At 75.6% G+C, this 20,645-nt stretch carries 3 protein-coding genes; all 3 read right to left on the reverse strand.

Going from position 1 to position 20,645, the window contains the following annotated elements:
- Positions 1-25: 25 nt before the first annotated feature.
- A complete protein-coding gene (locus tag OG455_RS00270) occupies positions 26-17,341 on the reverse strand; it encodes a non-ribosomal peptide synthetase (protein WP_266288864.1) in 17,316 nt (5,771 codons plus the stop codon).
- Between the two features lie 209 nt (positions 17,342-17,550).
- Positions 17,551-18,897: a serine hydrolase gene (locus tag OG455_RS00275; RefSeq protein ID WP_266288866.1), complete on the reverse strand. Its 1,347-nt coding sequence runs from the start codon at positions 18,895-18,897 to the stop codon at positions 17,551-17,553.
- A 95-nt stretch (positions 18,898-18,992) separates the two neighbouring features.
- A complete protein-coding gene (locus OG455_RS00280; protein WP_266288868.1) occupies positions 18,993-20,165 on the reverse strand; it encodes a cytochrome P450 in 1,173 nt (390 codons plus the stop codon).
- Positions 20,166-20,645 lie beyond the last annotated feature (480 nt).

A 20,645-nucleotide genomic window follows, 5' to 3' on the forward strand; every position in this document is an offset into this window, starting at 1 on the left:
GTTCGTCATCGTTCGACGTCGTTCGTCATCGTTCGACGTCGTCGGGGCCGCCGTACAGGGCGTCTTCGAGCTCGCTCAACACCTGCTCCTCCACCAGTTCCGCCAGGGCGGCCACGGTGCGGGAGACCAGGACGTCGCGGGGGGTGAGCGTGACGCCGAAGGCCTCGTTGGCGCGGGAGGCGATGAGCAGGGCGCGCATCGAGTCGCCGCCGAGCAGGAAGAAGTCGTCCTCGGCGCCCACCGCGCCCACGGCCGCCTGGAGGACCTCCTCCCAGATGGCCGCGACCGCCTCCTCGGTGGGCGTGCGGGGCGCCACCCGGCCGGCCGGCTCCCACTCGACCGGTGCGGGCACGGGCAGGGCCGCCCGGTCGGTCTTGCCGCTCCCGGTGAGCGGGAAGGCGTCGAGGACCGCGAACGCCGAGGGGACCATGTGGCCCGGCAGGGAGCGGGCGACCAGCGCGCGCAGCTCGGTACCGGCCGGCGGTTCGCCGCCGGGGGCCGCGAGCAGGTGGGCGACCAGGCGCGGCTGCCCCGGCTCGTCCTCCCGCACGCTCACCACGGCGTCCAGGACGGACGGGTGGCGCACCAGGACCGCCTCGACCTCGCCCGCCTCGATGCGGTGGCCGCGCAGCTTGAGCTGGTGGTCGGTGCGGCCCAGGTAGTGCAGCTCTCCTCGGCGGTCGCGGCGCACCCGGTCGCCGGTGCGGTACATGCGGGTGCCGGGCGGCCCGAACGGGTCGGCCGTGAACCGCGCCGCGGTCAGCCCCGGGCGGCCCAGGTAGCCGCGGGCCAGGGCCGGTCCGCTCAGCCACAGTTCGCCCGGTACGCCGTCGGCGACCGGCCGCAGCCGCGCGTCCAGGACGTAGGCCCCGGTGGCGGGCAGCGGGCGGCCGATGGGCGGCGCGGCGCCGTCCGCCTCCAGCGGCGCGGACCAGGTGGCGACGACGGTGGCCTCGGTGGGCCCGTAGGAGTTGACCATGCGGTGGTGCGGGGCCCACCGGGCGACCAGGTCGGCGCTGCACGCGTCGGCGCCGACCACCAGCGTCTTCAGGGCGGGCAGCGTGCCGGGTGCCTCGGGCGGCAGGGTGGCGAGGGCGGCCGGGGGCAGCAGGGTGTGGGTGATCCCCTCCTCCCGCAGCACCTCGGCCAGTTGGGCGCCGAGCAGCGGACCGGGAGCGGGCACCACCAGCCGGGCACCGTGCGGCAGGGACATGCACAGTTCGAGCACGGAGGCGTCGAAGCTGGGGGTGGCGAAGGCCAGCACCCGGTCACCCGGGGCTACCTGGTAGTGCTCGGCCTCGGCCGCGGCGAACGCCGCGAGCCCGCGGTGGGTGAGGACGACGCCCTTCGGGGTGCCGGTGGAGCCTGAGGTGTAGATCACGTAGGCCGGGTCGTCCAGGTCCAGCGGGCGGCTGCGGTCGATGTCGGTGGGCCGGTGGCCGGCCGCGCCGTCCGGCGACGCCGCCAGCAGGCCGGCGACCTCCTTGGCGTCGAGGGTCAGCGCGGGAGCCGCGTCACGCAGCATCAGCTCGACCCGCTCGTCCGGATAGGAGGGGTCGACCGGCAGGAACGCGGCGCCCGTCTTCGCCACCGCCAGCTGGGCCAGCACCATCTCCGCCGAGCGCGGCAGCAGCAGCGCGACGAGCCCACCTGGGCCCGCGCCGCGCGCGATGAGCCGGTGTGCCAGCCGGTTGGCCCGCTCCTCGACCTCGGCGAAGGACAGCACCAGGCCGGGGGCGCCCAGTGCCGGTGCGTTCGGCCGGCGGTCCACGGCGGCCTCCACCAGGGCGGGCAACGTGGCCCAGGGCGCCGGGTCGAGCGGCGGGCGCGCGGGCCCGCGCAGCACTCGCTCCCGTTCCCCGGCCGGCAGCACGTCCACGTCGTCCAGCCGCAGGGTGCCGTCCGAGGCGGCCAGCGCGGACAGCGTGTGCAGCAGCTGGCCGGCCAGCGAGCCGGCCGTGCCGGGGTCGAAGTACCGCGGGTCGTAGCCGAGTTCCACACTGAGCCGGTCACCGGGTGAGACGACCACGGTGAGCGGGTAGTTGGTGGCCTCCCTGGCCTCCAGATCGCGGATCAGCAGGCCGTGCGCGCCGGCCGTCGCATCGCCCACCGGGTAGTTCTCGAAGACGATCAGACTGTCGAACATCGCGGTGCCGGGCGGGAGTTCGCTCAGGCCGTGGATCTCGGTGAGCGGCAGGTGGTCGAACCGGCGGTCCTCGGCCCGGGCCTCCTGCACCGCGCTCAGCCAGCCGGCGCAGCTCGCGCCGCCGTCGACGGTGACGCAGGCGGGCAGGGTGGTGATGAAGAGGCCGATGATGGTGTCGGCGCCTGCCAGGTCCGCCGGCCGGCCGGAGACGGTGGTGCCGAAGCAGACCCGCGACTCGCCGCTCCAGCGCGACAGCAGCAGCGCCCAGGCACCCTGGACCAGGGTGTTCAGGGTGAGGCGGTGGCGACGGGCGAACTCCTGGAGCCGCCTCGTCCCCTCCTCGCCGAGCCGCTGCGACAGCCAGACCCCGGAGTAGGCCGTGCCGTCCTGGCCGGGCCTGCGGTCGTAGGGCAGCGCGGTGGGCGCGGCCAGGTCCGCCAGCGCGCCCCGCCAGTGCTCCGCCGCCCGGCCGGTGTCCCGGGCGGCCAGCCAGCCGGCGTAGTCGGCGAAGGGCCGGCGCTCGGGCAGGCTCGGCCGCTCGCCGCGGGCGAGCGCCCCGTGGGCGGCCAGCACGTCCGACAGGACCTGGAAGACGCTCCACCCGTCCAGCAGGACGTGGTGGAAGGTCCACACCACGCGCACCGCCTCCGGGCCGAGCCGGATCAGGTCGAGCCGCAGCAGCGGGGCCCGGCCCAGGTCCAGCGGGCGGCCCCGCTGCTCGGTGAGGAACAGCTCCAGCTCCGCCTCGCGCTGGCGCCCCGACAGGGCGCTCCAGTCGTGTTCGGTGACCGGCGGCGTCACGTCCCGGTGCACCACCTGCAGGGGCACGGGCACGTCGTGCAGCACCACGGCGGTGCGCAGCACGGGTGTGCGGTCGACCACGTGCTGCCAGGCGGCGGCCAGCAGTCGCGGGTCGCGGGCACCGTCCAGCACGAAGGTGAGCTGCTCCAGGTAGAGGCCGTTTCCCGCCTCGTCCAGGCCGTGCACGACCATGCCGGTCTGGGTGGGCGTGAGCGGGTAGATCTCCACCACCTCCCGCCCGGTGCCGGCCAGCCGGTCGACGGCCGCCTGGTCCAGCGGCGCGAGCGGGAAGTCGGAGGGCGTGCGGCCGCCCGCGCCGGGCTCGGCGCAGTGGCGGATGATCGCCCGCAGTTCGTCCGCCAGCTCGGCCGCCAACCGGGCGACGGTCTCGCGCCGGTGCACCTCGCGGGAGTACGACCAGGTGAAGCCCAGCCGCCCCTCGCTCACCTGCCCGAGGACGTCGAGGAGGTGCGGTCGCTCGGCCGAGCGGTCCATGCCGCCGGTGAGCGGGCCGAACGGCGCGTGCAGCAGGCCGCCCGGCGCGTGGTGCTGGTCCTGCCGGCCCAGGTAGTTGAAGCCGATCCGCGGCAGGTCCGGCAGCGGCGGGCCGTCCGCGGGCCGCAGGTGGCGCAGCGCGCCGTAGCCGATGCCGCCGCGCGGCACGGCGCGCAGGCTCTCCTTGACCGCCTTCAGCGCGGCGCCGGTGTCCGCGTCCCGGGGCACCTGGAGGGCGACGGGGTACACCGTGGTGAACCAGCCCACGGTCCGGGCGAGGTCGACGTCGTCGAACAGCTCCTCGCGGCCGTGGCCCTCCAAGGTCACCGCCACCCGGTCCCGCCCGGTCCAGCGGGCCAGCACGCGGCCCAGGGCGCAGAGCAGGACGTCGTTCACCCGGGTGCGGTAGACCTCCGGCACGTCCTGGAGCAGCCGGCGGGTCTCCTCGGCGTCCAGGCCGACCGTCAGCGTCTCCTCGACGGCGGCCGTGTTGGCACCATCGCCGTCGGTCGGCAGCGGGGTCGCGCCGGCCGTGCGGTCGAGGTGCTGCCAGTGGGCGAGTTCGTCGTCGAAGCCGCCGGCCGCGGTGTGCGCGGCGAGCCGCCGCGCCCAGGCCCGGAACGAGGTGCTCTTGGCCCCGAGGTCGGGCGCCTTGCCCTCGACCAGGGCGCGGTAGGCGCTCTCCAGGTCCTCCAGGATCAGCCGCCAGGAGACCGCGTCCACCACCAGGTGGTGGGCGGCGAGCAGCAGGACCGGGTGCGCCTCGCCGACGGAGCGGCACAGGGCGGCGCGCAGCAGCGGCCCGTCGGCCAGGTCGAAGCCGTTTGCCAGGTCGTCGGCCACCTCGCGCAGCGCCGCCTGGAGCGCGGCCGGTTCGCCGCCGGGCAGCTCGTGCACGCGCAGGCTGCCCGGCGCGCCGCCGGGGGCGGCGCCGTACTGGCGCCACTGTCCGGGGCCGACCGCCTCGAACCGCAGGCTCAGCGCGTCGTGGTGCGCCAGGACGGCGGTCAGGGCCGCGCGCAGCAGGGTCTCGTCGGCGTCCGCCGCGAGCTGGAAGGAGACCCCCTGGGTGAAGCGGGCGTCGCCGCCCAGGGTGTCGAACATCCAGTGCTGGACGGGGGTGAGCGGAACCTCGCCCACCACCGCGCCCTGCTCGGCGACGACCGCCGTGACCGGTGCCTCCTCGGCGGCCAGGGCGAGTTCGGCCGGCGTCTGGTGGGAGAACAGGTGCCGGGGGGTCAGCGCGAGCCCTGCCCGGCGGGCGGCGGAGACGATCTGGATCCCCAGGATCGAGTCGCCGCCGAGCGCGAAGTAGTTGTCGTCCGGGCTCACGTCGGGCACGCCGAGGACCTCGGACCAGATCGCGGCGAGCAGCCTCTCCGCGTCGGTGCGCCAGGGGCGGTCGCCGGCCGTCGCCGGGGCGGCCCGCACCGGCTCGGGCAGGGTGCGCTCCGGTGCCGGGGCCACCGCCGCGGCAGGCCGTTCGACAGCCGCGCGTCCCCGCGGCTGGTCCGGCAGCGGGGCCGGCAGTGGGGCCGGCAGTGGGGCCGGCAGCGGCAGCTCGGCCAGCGGGCGTTCGAGGTCGGCCGCGATGGCCGCCAGCAACGTCGCCAGGCTCCTCCCGAGCCCCTCGACCGTCGCCGCGTCGAAGGCGGCCGGGTCGTACTCAAGGCTGACCGACAGCGCCTCACCGGGCACCACCACCACGCAGAGCGGGTAGTTGGTGGGCTCCACGTCGCGTTCGGCCTCGACGGCCAGGCCGTGCCGGCCCACCGCCTCCTCGTCGAACGGGTAGTTCTCGAAGACCACGATGCTGTCGAACAGGCTGGTCCCCCCGGGCACCTCGCTCCAGGTCTGCACCTGCGCCAGCGAGACGAAGCCGTGGCGCCGGTCCTCCGACTGGGCGGCCTGCAGGGCGCGCAGCCACTCCCGCAGGGGGCGCCGGCCCTCGATCCGCACCCGGGTCGGCAGCGTGTTGATGAACAGGCCCACCATCGAGGTCACACCCGGGAGTTCGGCGGGCCGACCGGAGACGATCGTGCCGAACACCACGTCGTCGCCACTGCCGCAGCGCGAGAGCAGCAGCGCCCAGGCACCCTGTAGGACGGTGTTGACGGTCAGTCCCGCCTGCTGCGCCGTCTCGCGCAGCCGCGGCGACAGGTCGGTGTCGAGGCTCACCCGCACCGACGCGGACGAGGCGGCGCGGTGGGCCTCGGCGGGCCGCCGGTCCTGGGGCAGTGCGGTGGGAGCCGGGAATCCGGCCAGGGCCTCGCGCCAGTGCCGCTCGGCCCGGGCGGGGTCCTGCCCGGCCAGCCAGCGCAGGTAGTCGCCGAACGGAGCCCGCTCGGTCAGCTCCGGCGGGCGGGCGGCGGTCAGGGCGGCGTACCGTTCGCACACCTCGTCGAAGACCTGGGCCGCGCTCCACCCGTCCAGCAGGACGTGGTGGAAGGTCCACACCATCCGCACCCGGGTCGGTGACAGCCGGATCAGGGCGAGCCGCATCAGCGGCGCCGCGCTCAGGTCGATGCCGGCCTGCCGGTCCTCGGCCAGCAGCCGCGCCGTCTCGCGCTCGATCCGGTCGGTGGCCCACCGCGTCCAGTCGTGGTGGGCCACCGGCACGACGGCCCGCTGCTGGACGACCTGGAGCGGCTCGGCGCTCTCCTGCCAGGTGAGCCGGGTGCGCAGCACCGGGTTGGCGTCCGCGGTGTGCTGCCAGGCCTCGGCCAGGGCCCGCGGGTCGGTGACCCCGGACAGCACCAGCTGCACCTGGTTGAGGTAGGTGCGGCCGTCCGGGTCCAGCAGGCTGTGGAAGAGCATGCCCGCCTGCATCGGCGTCAGCGGGTAGACGTCCGCGACGGCGCGCCCGTCCCCCACAACCAGGTCCACGGCCGCCTGGTCCAGGCGGGCCAGCGGGAAGTCCGCGGGGGTGCGGCCGCCGGCGTCCGGGTCGGCGCAGTGGGCGACGATGCCCTCCAGCGCGCGCAGCATGCCGTCCGCCAGCGCGGCGACGGTCCGCTCGTGGTGGCGACCGGCGCTGTAGTACCAGCTGATCTCCAGGCGGTCGGCCTGGACGCGGGCCACCACGTCCAGCAGGTGCGGGCGCGCCGTGCCGGGCGCCTCCGCGCCGTCGAGACCGCCGGGGACCGCGCGGACCAGGGCCGCGCCGTCGTCGGACGCGCCGTCGTCGGACCAGTCGAACCGGCCCAGGTAGTTGAAGCTGATGCCGGGGGCCGCCGCGCCGGTGAGCTGTTCGTCCCGGGCGAGGTAGCGCAGCGCGCCGTAGCCCAGGCCCCGGTCCGGCACCGCGCGCAGCTGCTCCTTCACGGACTTGAGCGCGGTGCCCCAGTCGCCCTCCGGGACCTGGAGGGCGACGGGGAAGAGGGCGGTGAACCAGCCGACCGTGCGGGACAGGTCGATGTCCTCGAAGAGCTGGTCCTCGCGGCCGTGCCCCTCCAGGCCGACGGCGACGGTGTCCCGCCCGGTCCACCGCGCGAGGACCCGGCCGAGCGCGGTGAGCAGGACGTCGTCGATCCGGGTCCGGTAGACCCCGGGGACCTTGCGCAGCAGCTCGTCGGTGCGCTCGCGGTCCAGCCGGACCGTCACGGCGCGTACGTCCGCCGCGGAGTTGCCGCCCTCGCCGTCCACCGGCAGCGGCGCCGCGCAGTGCCGGGCGACCGCCCTCCAGTGGGCGCACTGGTCGGCGAACCGGCCGCCCGCGGTGTGGTCGCGCAACCGGCGCGTCCACTCCTGGACGGAGGTGGTGCGGGCGGGCAGGCGCAGCGGCCGACCGGCCGCCGCCTGCCGGTAGGCGGTCTCCAGGTCCTCCAGCAGCACCCGCCAGGAGACGCCGTCGACCACCAGGTGGTGGACGGCCAGCAGCAGCCGGGCGGGCCCGGCGCCGCCGGTGGCAAACAGGCGGGCGGTGAGCAGCGGGCCGCTCTCCAGGCGGAAGGCGGCGTGCGCGGCCGCCGTGGCCAGGGCCTCGGCCTGCTCGGCCGCGCTCGGGTCCAGGCCCGCCAGGTCGTGGACTTCGAGCAGCTCGGGCGCGGGGTCGTCCGCCGGGGCGCAGTGCTGGCGCCAGCTGCCGTCCCGCTCGGTGGTGAAGCGCGAGCGCAGCGCGTCGTGGTGCGCCCACAGGGCCGTCAGGGCGCGGCGCAGCGCCTCCGGGTCGACCTCGCCGGGGGTCCGCAGGACCACGGACTGGTTGAAGAAGCCGGCCTGCGGCGGACGGGGGTCGAGGAACCAGTGCTGGATCGGCGCGAGGGCGACCTCGCCGCTCACCGGCTCGGTGCCGGCGACGGCGGCGGCGGCGCTGCCGGTGGTGGCGGCCAGCGCGGCGATGGTGGGACGCCGGAACAGGTCGCGGGGGGTCAGCGCGAGCCCCGCGGCCCGGGCACGGGAGACGACCTGGATGCTCAGGATCGAGTCGCCGCCCAGCATGAAGAAGTTGTCGTCGACGCCGACCCTCTCCACCCCGAGCAGCTCCGCCCAGATGGCGGCGAGCACCTGCTCGGTCGCGGTGACCGGCGCCCGGTAGGCGCTGTCGCCGGACGCCGCCCAGTCGGGGGCGGGCAGCCGCCGCCGGTCGACCTTGCCGTTGGCCGTCAGGGGCAGCTCCGGCACCGTGACGAACGCGGCCGGCAGCATGTAGTCGGGCAGGTCGGCCGCCAGGTGGCCGCGAAGGGCGGTGGCGGACGGCACCGCGGCGCCCTCGGCCGGTACCAGGTGGGCGGCCAGCCGCTTGCGCCCGCCGTCCTGGTACAGCGACACGACCGCCTCGGCGACGTCCGGGTGGGCGGTCAGCCGCGCCTCGATCTCGGCGGGCTCGATGCGGAACCCGCGGATCTTGATCTGGTCGTCCGCCCGGCCCACGAAGTGCAGTTCACCGTCGTCGCTCCACCGCGCGGTGTCGCCGGTGCGGTACATCCGTCCCCCGGGCGGCCCGAAGGGGTCGGCGAGGTAGCGGGCGGCGCTCTCGCCGGGCCGGCCGGCGTAGCCCCGGGCGACTCCGGCGCCGGCGATGTACAACTCGCCCGCGATGCCGGGCGGTTGCGGCTGGAGTGCGGCGTCGAGCAGGTAGACGCGGGTGTTGTCCAGCGGGCGTCCGATGGGCAGCGTGGCCGGCAGCGGGTCACCGGCGCGGAAGGCCCGGCGGGTGGCGAAGGTGGTGGTCTCGGTCGGACCGTAGCCGTCGACCACGGTGAGGTCGGGGCAGGCCTGAAGGACCCGGCGGACCACCGCGCCCGGCACCGCCTCGCCACCGGTCCACACCTCCCGGGCGCCGCGCAGGCAGCCGGGATCCTCCTGGGCGAGGAGGCGGAACAGGCCGGCGGTCAGCCAGAGGTGGCGCACGCCCTGCTCGGTGACGGCGCGGCGGACCACGGCCGCGTCCAGCTCCACCGGCGGGGCCAGCACGGCCGTGCCGCCGCGCAGCAGCGGCACCCACACCTCGTAGGTGGAGGCGTCGAAGGCGTGCGGGGAGTGCACGAGCACCCGGTCGTGACCGGTGAAGGCGCGGTCCAGGGCGAGCGCGGCGACGTCGCGCTGGCGCACGGCGACGCCCTTGGGGGTGCCGGTCGATCCTGAGGTGAACATCAGGTACTGGACGTTGTCGGGGTGGACCGCCGGTCGGTCGTCGAAGTCATCGGCGGCCGCGTCGTGCGGCGGCTCGTCCGGGCGCAGGACGCCGGCGCCGGGGCACAGGTCGCGGGCCGCCGGCTCCCAGGCCGCGTCGGTGAGCACCAGGTCGGCGCCGGCCTCGGCCAGCATCCGGCGCAGCCGCTCGCGCGGCGCCCGGCCGTCCAGCGGCAGGTACACCCCGCCGGTGCGGACCAGGGCCAGTTGGGCGACGATCAGCCACGCCGAGCGGTTCATCAGCACGCCGACCGGGCGTTCGACCCGGACGCCGAGCGCGACCAGCCGACCGGCCAGGGCGGCGGCGCGGGCGTCGAGCTCCCGGTAGCTGAGGCGCTCGTCGCCGGCTTCCAGCGCGATGGCGTCGGGCGTGCGGCGCACCTGTTCGGCGAACAGGTCGGCGACGCTGCGCTCGGGCAGGTCGGTGGCGGTGTCGTTCCACGCGTCGAGCACCTGCGCGCGGCGCTCCGCGCTCAGCAGCGGCAGCCGGACGGGCGGGCGCCCGGCGCCGTCGGGCATGCCTGCCAGCAGGACGGTGAGGTGCTCGGCCATCCGCCGGGCCGTGGCGGCGTCGAACAGCTCCGGGTCGTAAGCGAGCCGCAGCGCCAGCTCAGGACCCGGGTACGCCACCAGGCTCAAGGGGTAGTTGGTGGTCTCGACACCGTCCAGGTCGCTCAGGCGCAGGCCGTGGGCGGCGGCGAGCTCGTCGTCCACCGGGTAGTTCTCGAAGACGACGATGCTGTCGAACAGGGTGGCCCGCTCGGGAAGGCCGGTGAACGTCCGCATCCGGGTCAGCGGAACGTAGTCGAAGCGCCGGTCCTCGTTCTGGTCCCACTGGACCTGGCGCAGCCAGTCGACCAGGGTGCCGTCGGCCGGCACCGCGGCGCGGGTGGGCAGTGTCGCGATGAAGAGGCCGGTGATGGCCTCGGAGCCGGGCAGCTCGGGCGGGCGGCCGGACACCGTGGTGCCGAACACCACCTCGTCGCGCCCTGCCTGACGGCCCAGCAGCAGCGCCCAGGCGCCCTGGACCAGGGTGTTCAGGGTGAGGCCGGCGGTCCTCGCGAAGTCTTCCAGGGCCCGGGTGGTGGCCGCGGGCACGGTCACCCGCACCGCCTGGGTGGACTCCGCGTGGTGGCTGCGGCGCGGCTCCCGGTCCCAGGGCAGCGGGGTGGCCTCGGTCAGGCCGGTGAGGCGGCCGCGCCAGTGCTCCTCGGCCCGGGCCCAGTCGCGCTCGCGCAGCCAGGCCAGGTAGTCGCGGTAGGGCGGGCGCTGCGCCGAGGTGGCCGGCTCGGACGTTGCCGCGTGGCGGGCGAAGACGTCCGACAGCACCTGGAACAGGCTCCAGCCGTCCAGGATCAGGTGGTGGAAGGACCAGACCACGCGCACACCGGTGTCGCCGACCCGGGCGAGCACCAGGCGCTGCAGCGGCGCCTTCGCGAGGTCGATGCCGGTCGCCCGGTCACGGTCCAGCAGGTCGGCCAGCCGCTCGCGGCGCTCGTCCTCGGTCAGGCCGCGCCAGTCCAGGTGGGTGACCGGCACGGGGGCGCGGCGTTCGACCACCAGCAGCGGCTCCGGCACCTCGTGCCACCGGACGCGGCCGCGCAGCACCGCGGTCTGCTCGGTCACCCGCTGCCAGGCCGCGGCCAGCCGCTCCGGGTCGGGGACGCCCTCCAGGACGAAGGTGAGCTGCTGGAAGTAAGCGGCGCTGTCGTCCTGGGAGAGGGCGTGGAAGAGCATGCCGGCCTGGGTCGGCGTCAGCGGCAGGACGTCCTCCACGGCGCCCGGCTCCGCCCCCACGACGCGGTCCACGGCGGCCTGGTCGAGCCGGGCGAGCGGGAAGTCGGACGGCGTGCGGCCGCCGGCGCCCGGCCGGGCGGCGTGCCGGGCGAGGTCGGCCAGCGCGTCGGCGAAGCGTTCGGCCAGTGCCTGGACGGTGTCCTGCCGGTGCCGCTGGTCGGAGTAGAACCAGCTGAACTCCAGCGCGTCACCGTCCAGATGGCCGACGACCTCCAGCGCGTGCGGGCGCTCGACCAGGGGGTCGGCGTCCAGCTCCAGCGGCCGGAAGGTGCCGTGGTACAGCCCGTCCGGTCCGTCCGGGAACGCGATGCGCCCCAGGTAGTTGAAGCTGACCTGCGCCACCGGGCCCGGCGCCGCCGCCCCGATCCGGCCCAGCCGGCGCAGCACGTCGTGGCCCAGCCCGTGGCGCGGGACGGCGCGCAGTTGCTCCTTGACCTGCTTGAGGACGGTGTCCCAGTCCGCCTGCCCCGGCACGGCGAGGGCGAGGGGGTACCGGGTGGTGAACCAGCCGACGGTGCGGCTGATGTCGAGGTCGGTGAAGAGCTCCTCGCGCCCGTGCCCCTCGACGTCCACCACCACCCGGTCCTGCCCGCTCCACCCGCACAGCGCCCGGCCCAGGGCGCTCAGCAGCACGTCGTTGACCTGGGTGCGGTAGGTCTCGGGCAGGGTGCGCAGCAGGACGGCGGTGTCGGCGGGGCTCAGGCGCACGGTCACCGAGCGGGCCGAGGCGTAGGTGTCGGCGCCCGCCAGGTCGGCCGGGAGCGGGTCCGCGCGGTCCGGGACCGCCTGCGCCCAGTAGCCGCGCTCGTCGTCGAAGCCGCCGTCGACGGCGTGCGCGTGCAGCCGCTGGGCCCACTGTCGCAGCGGCGAGGACTTGGCCGGCAGCGCCGCCGCCGCGTCGCCACCGTCGCCGCCGTCGCGGCGGGCGCGGTAGGCCCGGTCCAGGTCCTCCAGCAGCACCCGCCAGGAGACGCCGTCCGTCACCAGGTGGTGCACGGCCAGGTGCAGGACCGGCGGCCGGTCGGCCCCGCGCTCGTGCAGCACGGCGCGCAGCAACGGCCCGTGGCGCAGGTCGAAGGGACCGAAGTGGGGGGTGTCGGTGTCCGGGCCGCTGTGGCGGGCCAGGGTGACCCGGTCGGTCCGCTCGTCGATCCGCCAGCGCACGGCAGCGGCACCGGTGCCGCTGCCCGCGCCGTCGGCGGTGGGGAAGGCGGAGCGCAGGGCGTCGTGGTGGGCGACCAGGTCGTTCAGCGCGTCCTCCAGCGCCGCCGGGTCCAGGTCGTCGGGAAGGCGCACGGAGAGCGCCTGGGCGAAGTGGCCGACGCGCTCGGCCCCCGTGTCGAACCACCAGTCCTGGATGGGCGTCAGGGGGCTCGCCCCGGTGGCGGCCGGCACGGCGGGGGCGGCCGGCCGCGCCCGGTCGGCGACGTCCGCGCACCGGGCGAGGGCGGCGACCGTCTGGTGCTGGTAGACGTCCCGGGAGGTCACCGGCAGGCCCTCCTGCCGGGCGCGGGCCACCAGCTGGATGCTGAGGATCGAGTCGCCGCCGAGCTGGAAGAAGTTGTCGTCCGCACCGACCCGTTCCACCCGCAGGATGTCCGCCCAGATGGCGGCGAAGGTCCGCTCGGTGGGGGTGCGGGGCTCGACGTGGCGTACGGCGGGCAGGGCCGGTCCCGGAGCGGGCAGCCGGCTCCGGTCGAGCTTGCCGTTGGGGTTGAGCGGCAGGGCGGGCAGCACCAGGACGGCCGAGGGGACCAGGTAGTCGGGCAGCGCGAGCCCGAGCGCCCGGCGCACGGCCTCGGGCTCCACCCGGCCGTCCGGGACGGGGACGACGTAGCCGACCAGGCGCCGGTTGCCGTCGCCCTCGTGGACGGTGGCGGCTGCCTGGGCCACGCCCTCGCAGGTGCGCAGCGCCTCCTCGACCTCGCCCAGTTCGATCCGGAAGCCGCGGACCTTGACCTGCTGGTCGATCCGGCCGACGTACTCCAGCTCGCCGTCGGCGCTCCACCGCACCAGGTCCCCGGTGCGGTACATCCGCTCCCCCGGCGCGCCGTACGGGTCGGCCACGAACCGGGCGGCGGTCAGACCCGGGCGCCGCAGGTAGCCGCGTGCCAGGCCGCCGCCACCGAGGTACAACTCACCTACCACGCCCGGTGGTTGCGGACGCAGCGCGTAGTCGAGGACATAGCCGCGGGTGAGCGCCAGCGGCCTGCCGATCGGCGGTGCCTGCTCCGGCAGCCGGTCGCCCGCGAACCAGGCGGTGGCGTACACCGTGGCCTCGGTGGGGCCGTAGACATTGGCGATCTCGCACCCGGGCACGGCGTCCCGCAGGTCGCGCACCACCTGGGCCGGGAGGGCCTCACCGGCCAGCACGACGGTCCGCGCGTCGACCGGGGATCCGACCGGGGACCCGCCCGGGGACCCGCCCGGGGACCCGCCCGGGGAGATCAGGCGGGAGATCACCGAGGGCACGCCGCTGACCAGCCCGACCCGCCGCCGGCCGGGCGCGTCGGCGAGCGCGGGCAGGTCGGCGACCACCTCGACGCTCCCGCCCGCCAGCAGGGGGCACAGCAGCTCGAAGACCGACACGTCGAAGTTGAGCGAGGTGGCGGCGATCACGTGGTCCAAGCGGCTGGGACCGAACTGCTCCCGCGCCCAGGCGGCGAGCGCGACCACACTGCGGTGGGTGACCACCACGCCCTTGGGGCGGCCGGTGGATCCCGAGGTGTAGATGACGTAGGCGGGGTGGTCCGGCGCCAGCGGCCGGAGCCGGTCGGCGTCGGTCAGGTCGGCGTCGGCCAGGCAGGCGTCGGTCAGGTCGCCGTCGTCGGCACCCGGGATGTCGGGGTGGTCCTCCAGGATCAGCGGCTCGCAGCCCGCCGGCAGGGCGGCGGCCGTCTGCCGGGTGGCGACGACGAGCACCGGCTCGGCGTCGTCCAGCATCAGGCGGATGCGCTCGGCCGGATAGCCCGGGTCCAACGGGAGGTACCCCGCGCCCGACTTCAGCACCGCCCAGAGCGCCGAGGGCAGTTCGGCGGTGCGGGGCAGGCAGAGCGCGACCAGCTTCTCGGGGCCCGCGCCCCGGGAGACCAGCAGCCGGGCGAGGCGGTTGGCGCGCCGGTTGACCTCCGCGTAGTCCCGTCGCACCGCGCCGCAGAGCACGGCGGTCCGGTCGGGGGTGCGGGCCGCCTGCGCCTGGAACAGCTCGGGCAGGGCGACGTCCGGGACCGCGCGCCCGCCGTGGGCGGGCGGGTTCCAGGAGTCGATCAGGGTGCGCTGCTCCTCCTCCGAGAGCATCGGCAGTTCGGCCAGCCGGTGCTGCGGGCCGTCCGCCATTCCCGCCAGCAGGCGGTGCAGGTGACGGGACATCCGGGCCACGGTCCGCGCGTCGAACAGGTCCGTGTTGTACTCGACGGTCAGCGCGCAGCCGCCCTCGGCGTCCGAGGAGAACTCCAGGACCAGGTCGAAGCGCGCGGCCGGGCGCGGCAGCGGGTGCTCCTCGAACCGCAGGCCGCCGGCGCTCGGCAGGGTGCCGGCGGGCTGCTGGACGACGAGCACCTGCACCAACGGGGTGCGGCTGGGGTCCCGGGGCGGAGCCAGTTCCTCCACCACCCGGTCGAACGGCACCCCGGCGTGAACGAAGGCGTCCAGCACGGTCGTGCGCATGCTCTCGACGAACCGGTCGACGGTGAGCGTCTCGTCCACGTCACCGCGCAGCACGACGGTGTTCGCGAAGAACCCCGTCACCTCCTCCAGCTCGCGGCGCTCCCGCCCGTTGGTGACGGTGCCGAACGCCACGTCCCGCTGGCCGGAGTAGCGGGAGAACAGCAGCGCGGACGCCCCGGCGAACAGCGTGAACACCGTCGTGCCACGTCCGGTGGCGAGGTGTCGCAGCCGGGCCAGCAGATCCGCCGGGAGGTGGTGGCGGTGTGCGGCGCCGGACGTGGTGCGCACCGCGGGCCGTGGCCGGTCGGTGGGCAGTTGCAGGTGCTGCAGCCCGGACAGGCACCGCTTCCAGTACCCGAGGTCCTCGGCGTCGTCGGTGTCCTCACCGGGCCCGGCCCCGCCGTCGGCGGCCTGCCGCCGTTGCTCCCAGACGGCGAAGTCGGGGTACTGCAGGGCCGGGGCGGGCAGGGCGTCCGGCTCGCCGGAGACCTCCGCGTGGTAGAGCGCCGCCAGCTCGCGGACCAGGACGCCCACCGACCACCCGTCGGTGATGATGTGGTGCTGCCCCAGCAGCAGCAGGTGCTCGTCGGCGGTGAGGCGCACGAGCAGCGCCCGGGCCAGCGGACCCTCCGTCAGGTCGTAGCGGCGGCTCAACTCGTCGGTCAGCAGCTGTTCGGCGGCCTCGGCGCGCCGCGCCGCGGGCAGCTCACCGAGGTCGGCCGTGCGCAGCGGCAGCGCGGCCTGCTCCGCGATCCGCTGCACGCCCTGCCCGTCGACCGTGTCGAACGTGGTGCGCAGCGAGGCGTGCCGGGCGACGAGGCGACGCAGGGCCCGGCTCAGCGCCTCGGGGTCCGGTGCGCCGCGCAGTCGCAGGGCCACGCCGGTGTTGTACTCCGTCCCGCCGGCGGTGAGGTCGTCGAGGAACCAGAGCCGTCGCTGGGCGTTGGACAGCGGCAGCGGCACCCCGCGCGGGGCGGGCGGGATCGGCTCGGGCGGCGCGACGGCGCGGTGTTCGCCCAGCAGCGGGGCCAGGGCCGCGATGGAGCGCGCGGTGAAGACGTCCCGCAGGGTGAGCCGGACGCCCAGCTCGTCCCTGACCCGGGCCAGGGTCCGAGCGGCGAGGATCGAGTCACCGCCCAGCTCGAAGAAGTCGTCCGTCGCCCCGACCGCGTCGGCGCCCAACACCTCCGCCCAGATGGCGGCCAGGGTGCGCTCGGGCGCGGTGCGCGGTGCCACCCGGTCGGCGGTGGTCGGGCGGACGGGCGCCGGCAGCGCCCGCCGGTCGATCTTGTTCTGCGGGGTGAGCGGCATGGCCGCCAGCACGACGACGGTGGACGGCACCAGATGGGCCGGCAGCGCGGCGGCCAGGGCGGTGCGCAGCTCCGCCGGGTCCGGGGCCCGCTCCGGGTCGGCGGGGGTGACGTAGCCGACCAGGCGCTCCCGGCCCGGCTCGTCCTCGCGGACCATGACGACCGCCTCGCCGACGGCGGTGTGCCGCCGCAGGGCCGCCTCGATCTCGCCCGGTTCGATCCGGAAGCCGCGCAGCTTCACCTGCCGGTCGAGCCGGCCGAGGAACTCCAGCTCCCCGTCGGCGGTCCAGCGGGCCCGGTCGCCGGTGCGGTAGAGCCGGGCGCCCGGCGCTCCGAACGGGTCGGCGACGAAGCGGGCGGCGGTCAGCCCGGCGCGGTTCAGGTAACCGCGCGCCACCGCTTCCCCGCCGATGTACAACTCGCCGTCCGTAGCGACCGGTTGCGGTCGCATCGCCGCGTCCAGGACGTACACCCGGGTGTGCGGCAGCGCGCCGCCGATGGTCGGCGTCCCGGTGCCGGCCGAGAGCGGCCCGGTCCAGGTGGCGACGATGGTGGCCTCGGTCGGGCCATAGGAGTTGATCATGCGTCGGCCGGGTGCCCAGCGATCGACGAGCGCGGGCGGACAGGCTTCGGCCCCGACGATCAGCGTGCGCAGATGGCGGCCGGCGCCGGCCGCGGGGGCGGGGAGGGTCGCCAGCGCGGCCGGCGGGATCAGGGCGTGCGTGACGCGGTGCTCGTCCAGGACGGCGGCGAGCTCGTCGCCCAGCCAGGGGCCGCCCGGGGGCACCACGAGCGTGGCCCCGGACAGCACGGAGATGAAGAGTTCCAGGACGGAGGCGTCGAAGCTGGGCGAGGAGAACTGCAGCACGCGGTCTCCGGGCCGCACCGCGTAGCGCTCGATGGCGGCCGCGGTGAACCCGCCGATGCCGCGGTGGGTGACCGCCACGCCCTTCGGCGTCCCGGTGGAGCCCGAGGTGTAGATCACGTACGCGATGTGGTCGGCGCCGACCGCCGGTCGGGGAAGGTCGCCCCCGCCCCCGTCCGCCGCGTCCAGCACGGCGCGCACGAAGCCCGGGTCGTCGAGGGTCACGGCGGGCGCCGCGTCGGCGAGCATGAGGGCCCGCCGCTCGGCGGGATAGCCGGGATCCACCGGCAGGAAGGCACCGCCCGTCCGCGCGACGGCCAACTCGGCCGCGATCAGCTCCATCGAGCGCGGCAGGACCAGTGCCACCGTCCGCTCCGGCCCGGCCCCGCGCCGCGCGAGGTGCCCGGCCAGCAGGTCGACCCGGTCCGCCAGTTCCCGGTAGCTCCAGGTGCGCCGGCCGTCGGTCACCGCGGGCGCGTCGGGCGTGCGGGCCACCCAGGCGGCGAACAGCTCACCGAGCGTCCGGCACTCCCGCGTCGGGGACGCCCCGCACTCGGGCGCCCCGGCGGCTTCACCGGCCTGCGGCGAGGTGGGCGCGGGGACACGATGGTCGGGCTGGTCGGCCATGGGATGAGGTCCTTCCGGGTGGGGAGGAGGCGCCGGGAACGTTGGGGGCGGCGGAGGGCACCCGGGCACACCCGACGCCCGCCCGAGCAGCGGGGGCTGACGGGCCGGGCCGGGGTGCTGACGGGCTTGGGTGCTGACGGGCTTGGGTGCTGACGGGCCGGCTGGAGTGCTGACGGGCTTGAGTGCGGACGGGCCGGGGGCGGACGGCCTCAGCCGAGGCCGGTGCGGCGTGCGGTGCGCCCCGATATCTGCACGCGGTCGATCGCGCCGGTGACCGGGTCACGGTGGAACCGCCCGCCGGACTCGCGGCGACCGCTCCCCGGGTCGACCAGGTCGAACGACAGGTCGCGGTAGCAGAGCAGGGGTATCGGCAGGTCGCCGTCCACGGACAGGGCCGGCGAGCCACCGGGCCCCGGCGCGACGCGGTACCGGATGCCGCCGTTGCGGTAGACGCCCGCGCAGTCGGGCAGCGGCACCGGGTGGCCCGCGTCCACGGGCGCGATCACGGTGGGCACCCGCACGCCCGCGATCCGCTCCAGGTCGTCGGCGAGGTCCCGCCAGAGCGCCGTGGCAGCACCGGCGTTGCCCGTGAAGGCGACCACCGCGCCGGTGTCCGGTTCGACCCGCAGGTGGCACGAGGTGCCCTGGGCGTTGCCGTCGTGGCCGCACCACAGCTTCTCGTCCTGCCGGAACAGGGCCAGTCCCAGCCCCCAGCCGTCGGCGAGCCCTCCCGGGTCGGCGGCGAGTTCCGCGTGGCGCATCTCCTTGGCGACCACCGGCGGCAGGGCCGCGGTCCGGCCGACCAGGGCGCTGCCGAGCGCGGCGAGGTCCTCGGCGCTCGCCAGCAGGGCACCGGCGGGCGCCTCCAGCGGAGCCAGGTTCTGCCGGACCGGACGGACCTGGCCCGTCGCGGTGTTGAGGGCGTGACCGGCGGCCACGGGGCGGATCGCGCCGGCCGGTCCGAGGAACGCCGGCACGGTGCCCAGGGGTTCGAGGAGCATGGCCTCCATGGCTTCGCGCCACGGCATGCCGGTCACCGCCTCCACCAGCCGTCCGGCGGCGACATAACCGGCGTTGGAGTAGGAGAAGTCGGTCCCGGGCGCGAAGAGCGCGTCCCGGGCGGTGCACACCGACGACAGGTAGTGCGCCGCGCTGGTCCGGGCGGCCGCGTCGGAGTCGGGCCCGGTGGGCAGGCCACCGGTGTGGCTCAGCAGTTGACGAACCGTCACCTGTGGCAGGTCCCGGAGTTCGGGGAGGTACTCGGCGACGGGGTCGTCCGGGTCGAGGTCGCCGTCGTCGACGAGGAGCAGCACGAGCGCGGCCGTGTAGGGCTTGGTGAGGGACCCCAACGGAACCGCGGTGTCCGTGGTGAAGGGGGCGCCGGTGGCGGCGTCGGCCGTACCGGTGTGCACGGCGGCGAACTCCGAGCCGGTGTCCAGCACCAGTTGGGCGCCGGGCACCCGGTGGCGGCGGGCGAGGGTGTCGAGGCTGTGCTGCAGCTCCCGGTGCGCCGGGAACGGCGCGCGTCTGCGGGCCGGAGCGGTGGTGTACAGCATGAGAAGGGGACTCCCGTTGACTGGCTCTCATGTGCAGGGCTGACAGTCGGCCGCGGGTGAGCGCGGGCCGACCGGGGGAAGCGGGCGGGCCAGGCCTAGGACCTGACGACCTCGACCGGCAGTCGGCGCACGCCGAGGATCACGGCCGGGTTCTGGTACACGACGTCCTCGTAGGAGGAGACCGCCAGGGTGCGGAACCGTTCCTGCAGCATGCGCAGAGCGATCATCGCCTCCAACCGGGCCAGCGGCGCGCCGAAACAGAAGTGGATGCCGTGCCCGAAGGTCAGATGAGGATTGGGCCGACGGGTCGGGTCGAAGACATCGGGCGCGTGGAAGCGGGCCGGGTCCCGGTTGGCGGCGCCGAGATGGGTGATCAGCATGGACTCGGCCGGAAGTTCGTGGCCGCCGAGCACCACGGGCCGGGCGACGCGGCGTCCCAACTCGGCGAAGGGGGGCAGCCAGCGCAGCACCTCCTCGATGGCCGACGGAAGCAGGCCCGGGTCGGCGCGCAACTCGGCGTCCGTGCCCGGGTGCCGGTCGAAGGTCAGCACGGCATTGCCCAGCAGCGCGGTCGTGGTGACGTGCCCGGCGACCAGCAGCAGGGCGACGAACCCGACCATCTGCTGGTCCTCCAGGCGCACGCCGTCCACCTCGGCGGCGATCAACCTGCTGGTGAGGTCGTCCCCCGGACGTGCGCGGCGGGTGCGGATGTGCTCCAGCATGTACCCGTTCATCTCACGCACGGTGGGGGCGATGGCCTCCAACGCCCTTGCCAGGTCGGCCATGTCGGGCGCCTCACCGAGCTGGTCACCACTGAACAGGACGCTCGCCCACTCCTGGAAGAGCCGGTGCTCCTCGGCCGGAACGCCGAGCAGTTCGGCGATGACGATGATGGGGAGCGGATAGGCCAGCGCGTCGACCAGGTCGAACCGGTCGTGGTCGGCGACGGCGTCCAGCAGCCGCGCGCACAAGGCCTCGATCCGCGGCGCCAACCCCTGCACGACCCGCGGGGTGAACGCCTGGCTCACCAGTGTGCGGAGTTGTCGGTGCTCCGGGGGGTCCATGCCGACGAAGTTGCCCTGCCGGAAGGTCTCGAAGTCCTCCTGGGTGGGGGCGAGGGAGGAGAGGTCCGAGGAGTAGGTCACCGGATCGGCGAGCACGGTGGCCACCGTCTGGTAGTCCAGGACCTGCCACAGGCCCTGACTCTCCTCGTACCGCAGCGGCCCGGCCTCACATAGGGCCGACCAGCGGTTGGATATCTCCTCCAACAGTAATACCGAGCTGCCTAACTGACGGGAGGCCACCTTTTCTCCTTGAGTCACGGCTCGCGAGCATGCCGGGTCTGGACGGGATGCGCCGGGTCGCGCCCGGCGGACATGCGTCATCGGGCCGCACCGCGGCTCCCGGTGGGGCACAGCTCTCCCCGGGCACGCCAACTGGGTACGGTCGGACGCCGACTGCGCGGGCTCGGGGGGCCGCTACCGGGGTTCTGATGCCCGGGCGGGAGAGGGCGCCTGATACACCCGGCGCCGGCTGGTGCGCCTCAGCGGTCGGCCGCCGCCCCGCGCCCCACCCCGCGCGGTGAACCAACCTGACATCGCAATCCCCTCACCGCTCTCTTCCCGCCCTCTTCCGCGCAACGGCTGCGCAGAACCCCTCCACCACAGGTGATTTGGGCAGCACAGACCCAGAAGCCGATTCGCTCCCCCGGGGCGAACTCGCCATAGTCTTCACGTTGAGTCACTCCA

This window comes from Kitasatospora sp. NBC_01287 (assembly GCF_026340565.1).
Taxonomy (GTDB): domain Bacteria; phylum Actinomycetota; class Actinomycetes; order Streptomycetales; family Streptomycetaceae; genus Kitasatospora.

Excerpts from the sequence above, each read along its gene's own strand:
- OG455_RS00270 (WP_266288864.1), bottom strand. The coding sequence starts at position 17,341 with ATGGCCGACCAGCCCGACCATCGTGTCCCCGCGCCCACCTCGCCGCAG.
- OG455_RS00275 (WP_266288866.1), bottom strand. The coding sequence starts at position 18,897 with ATGCTGTACACCACCGCTCCGGCCCGCAGACGCGCGCCGTTCCCGGCG.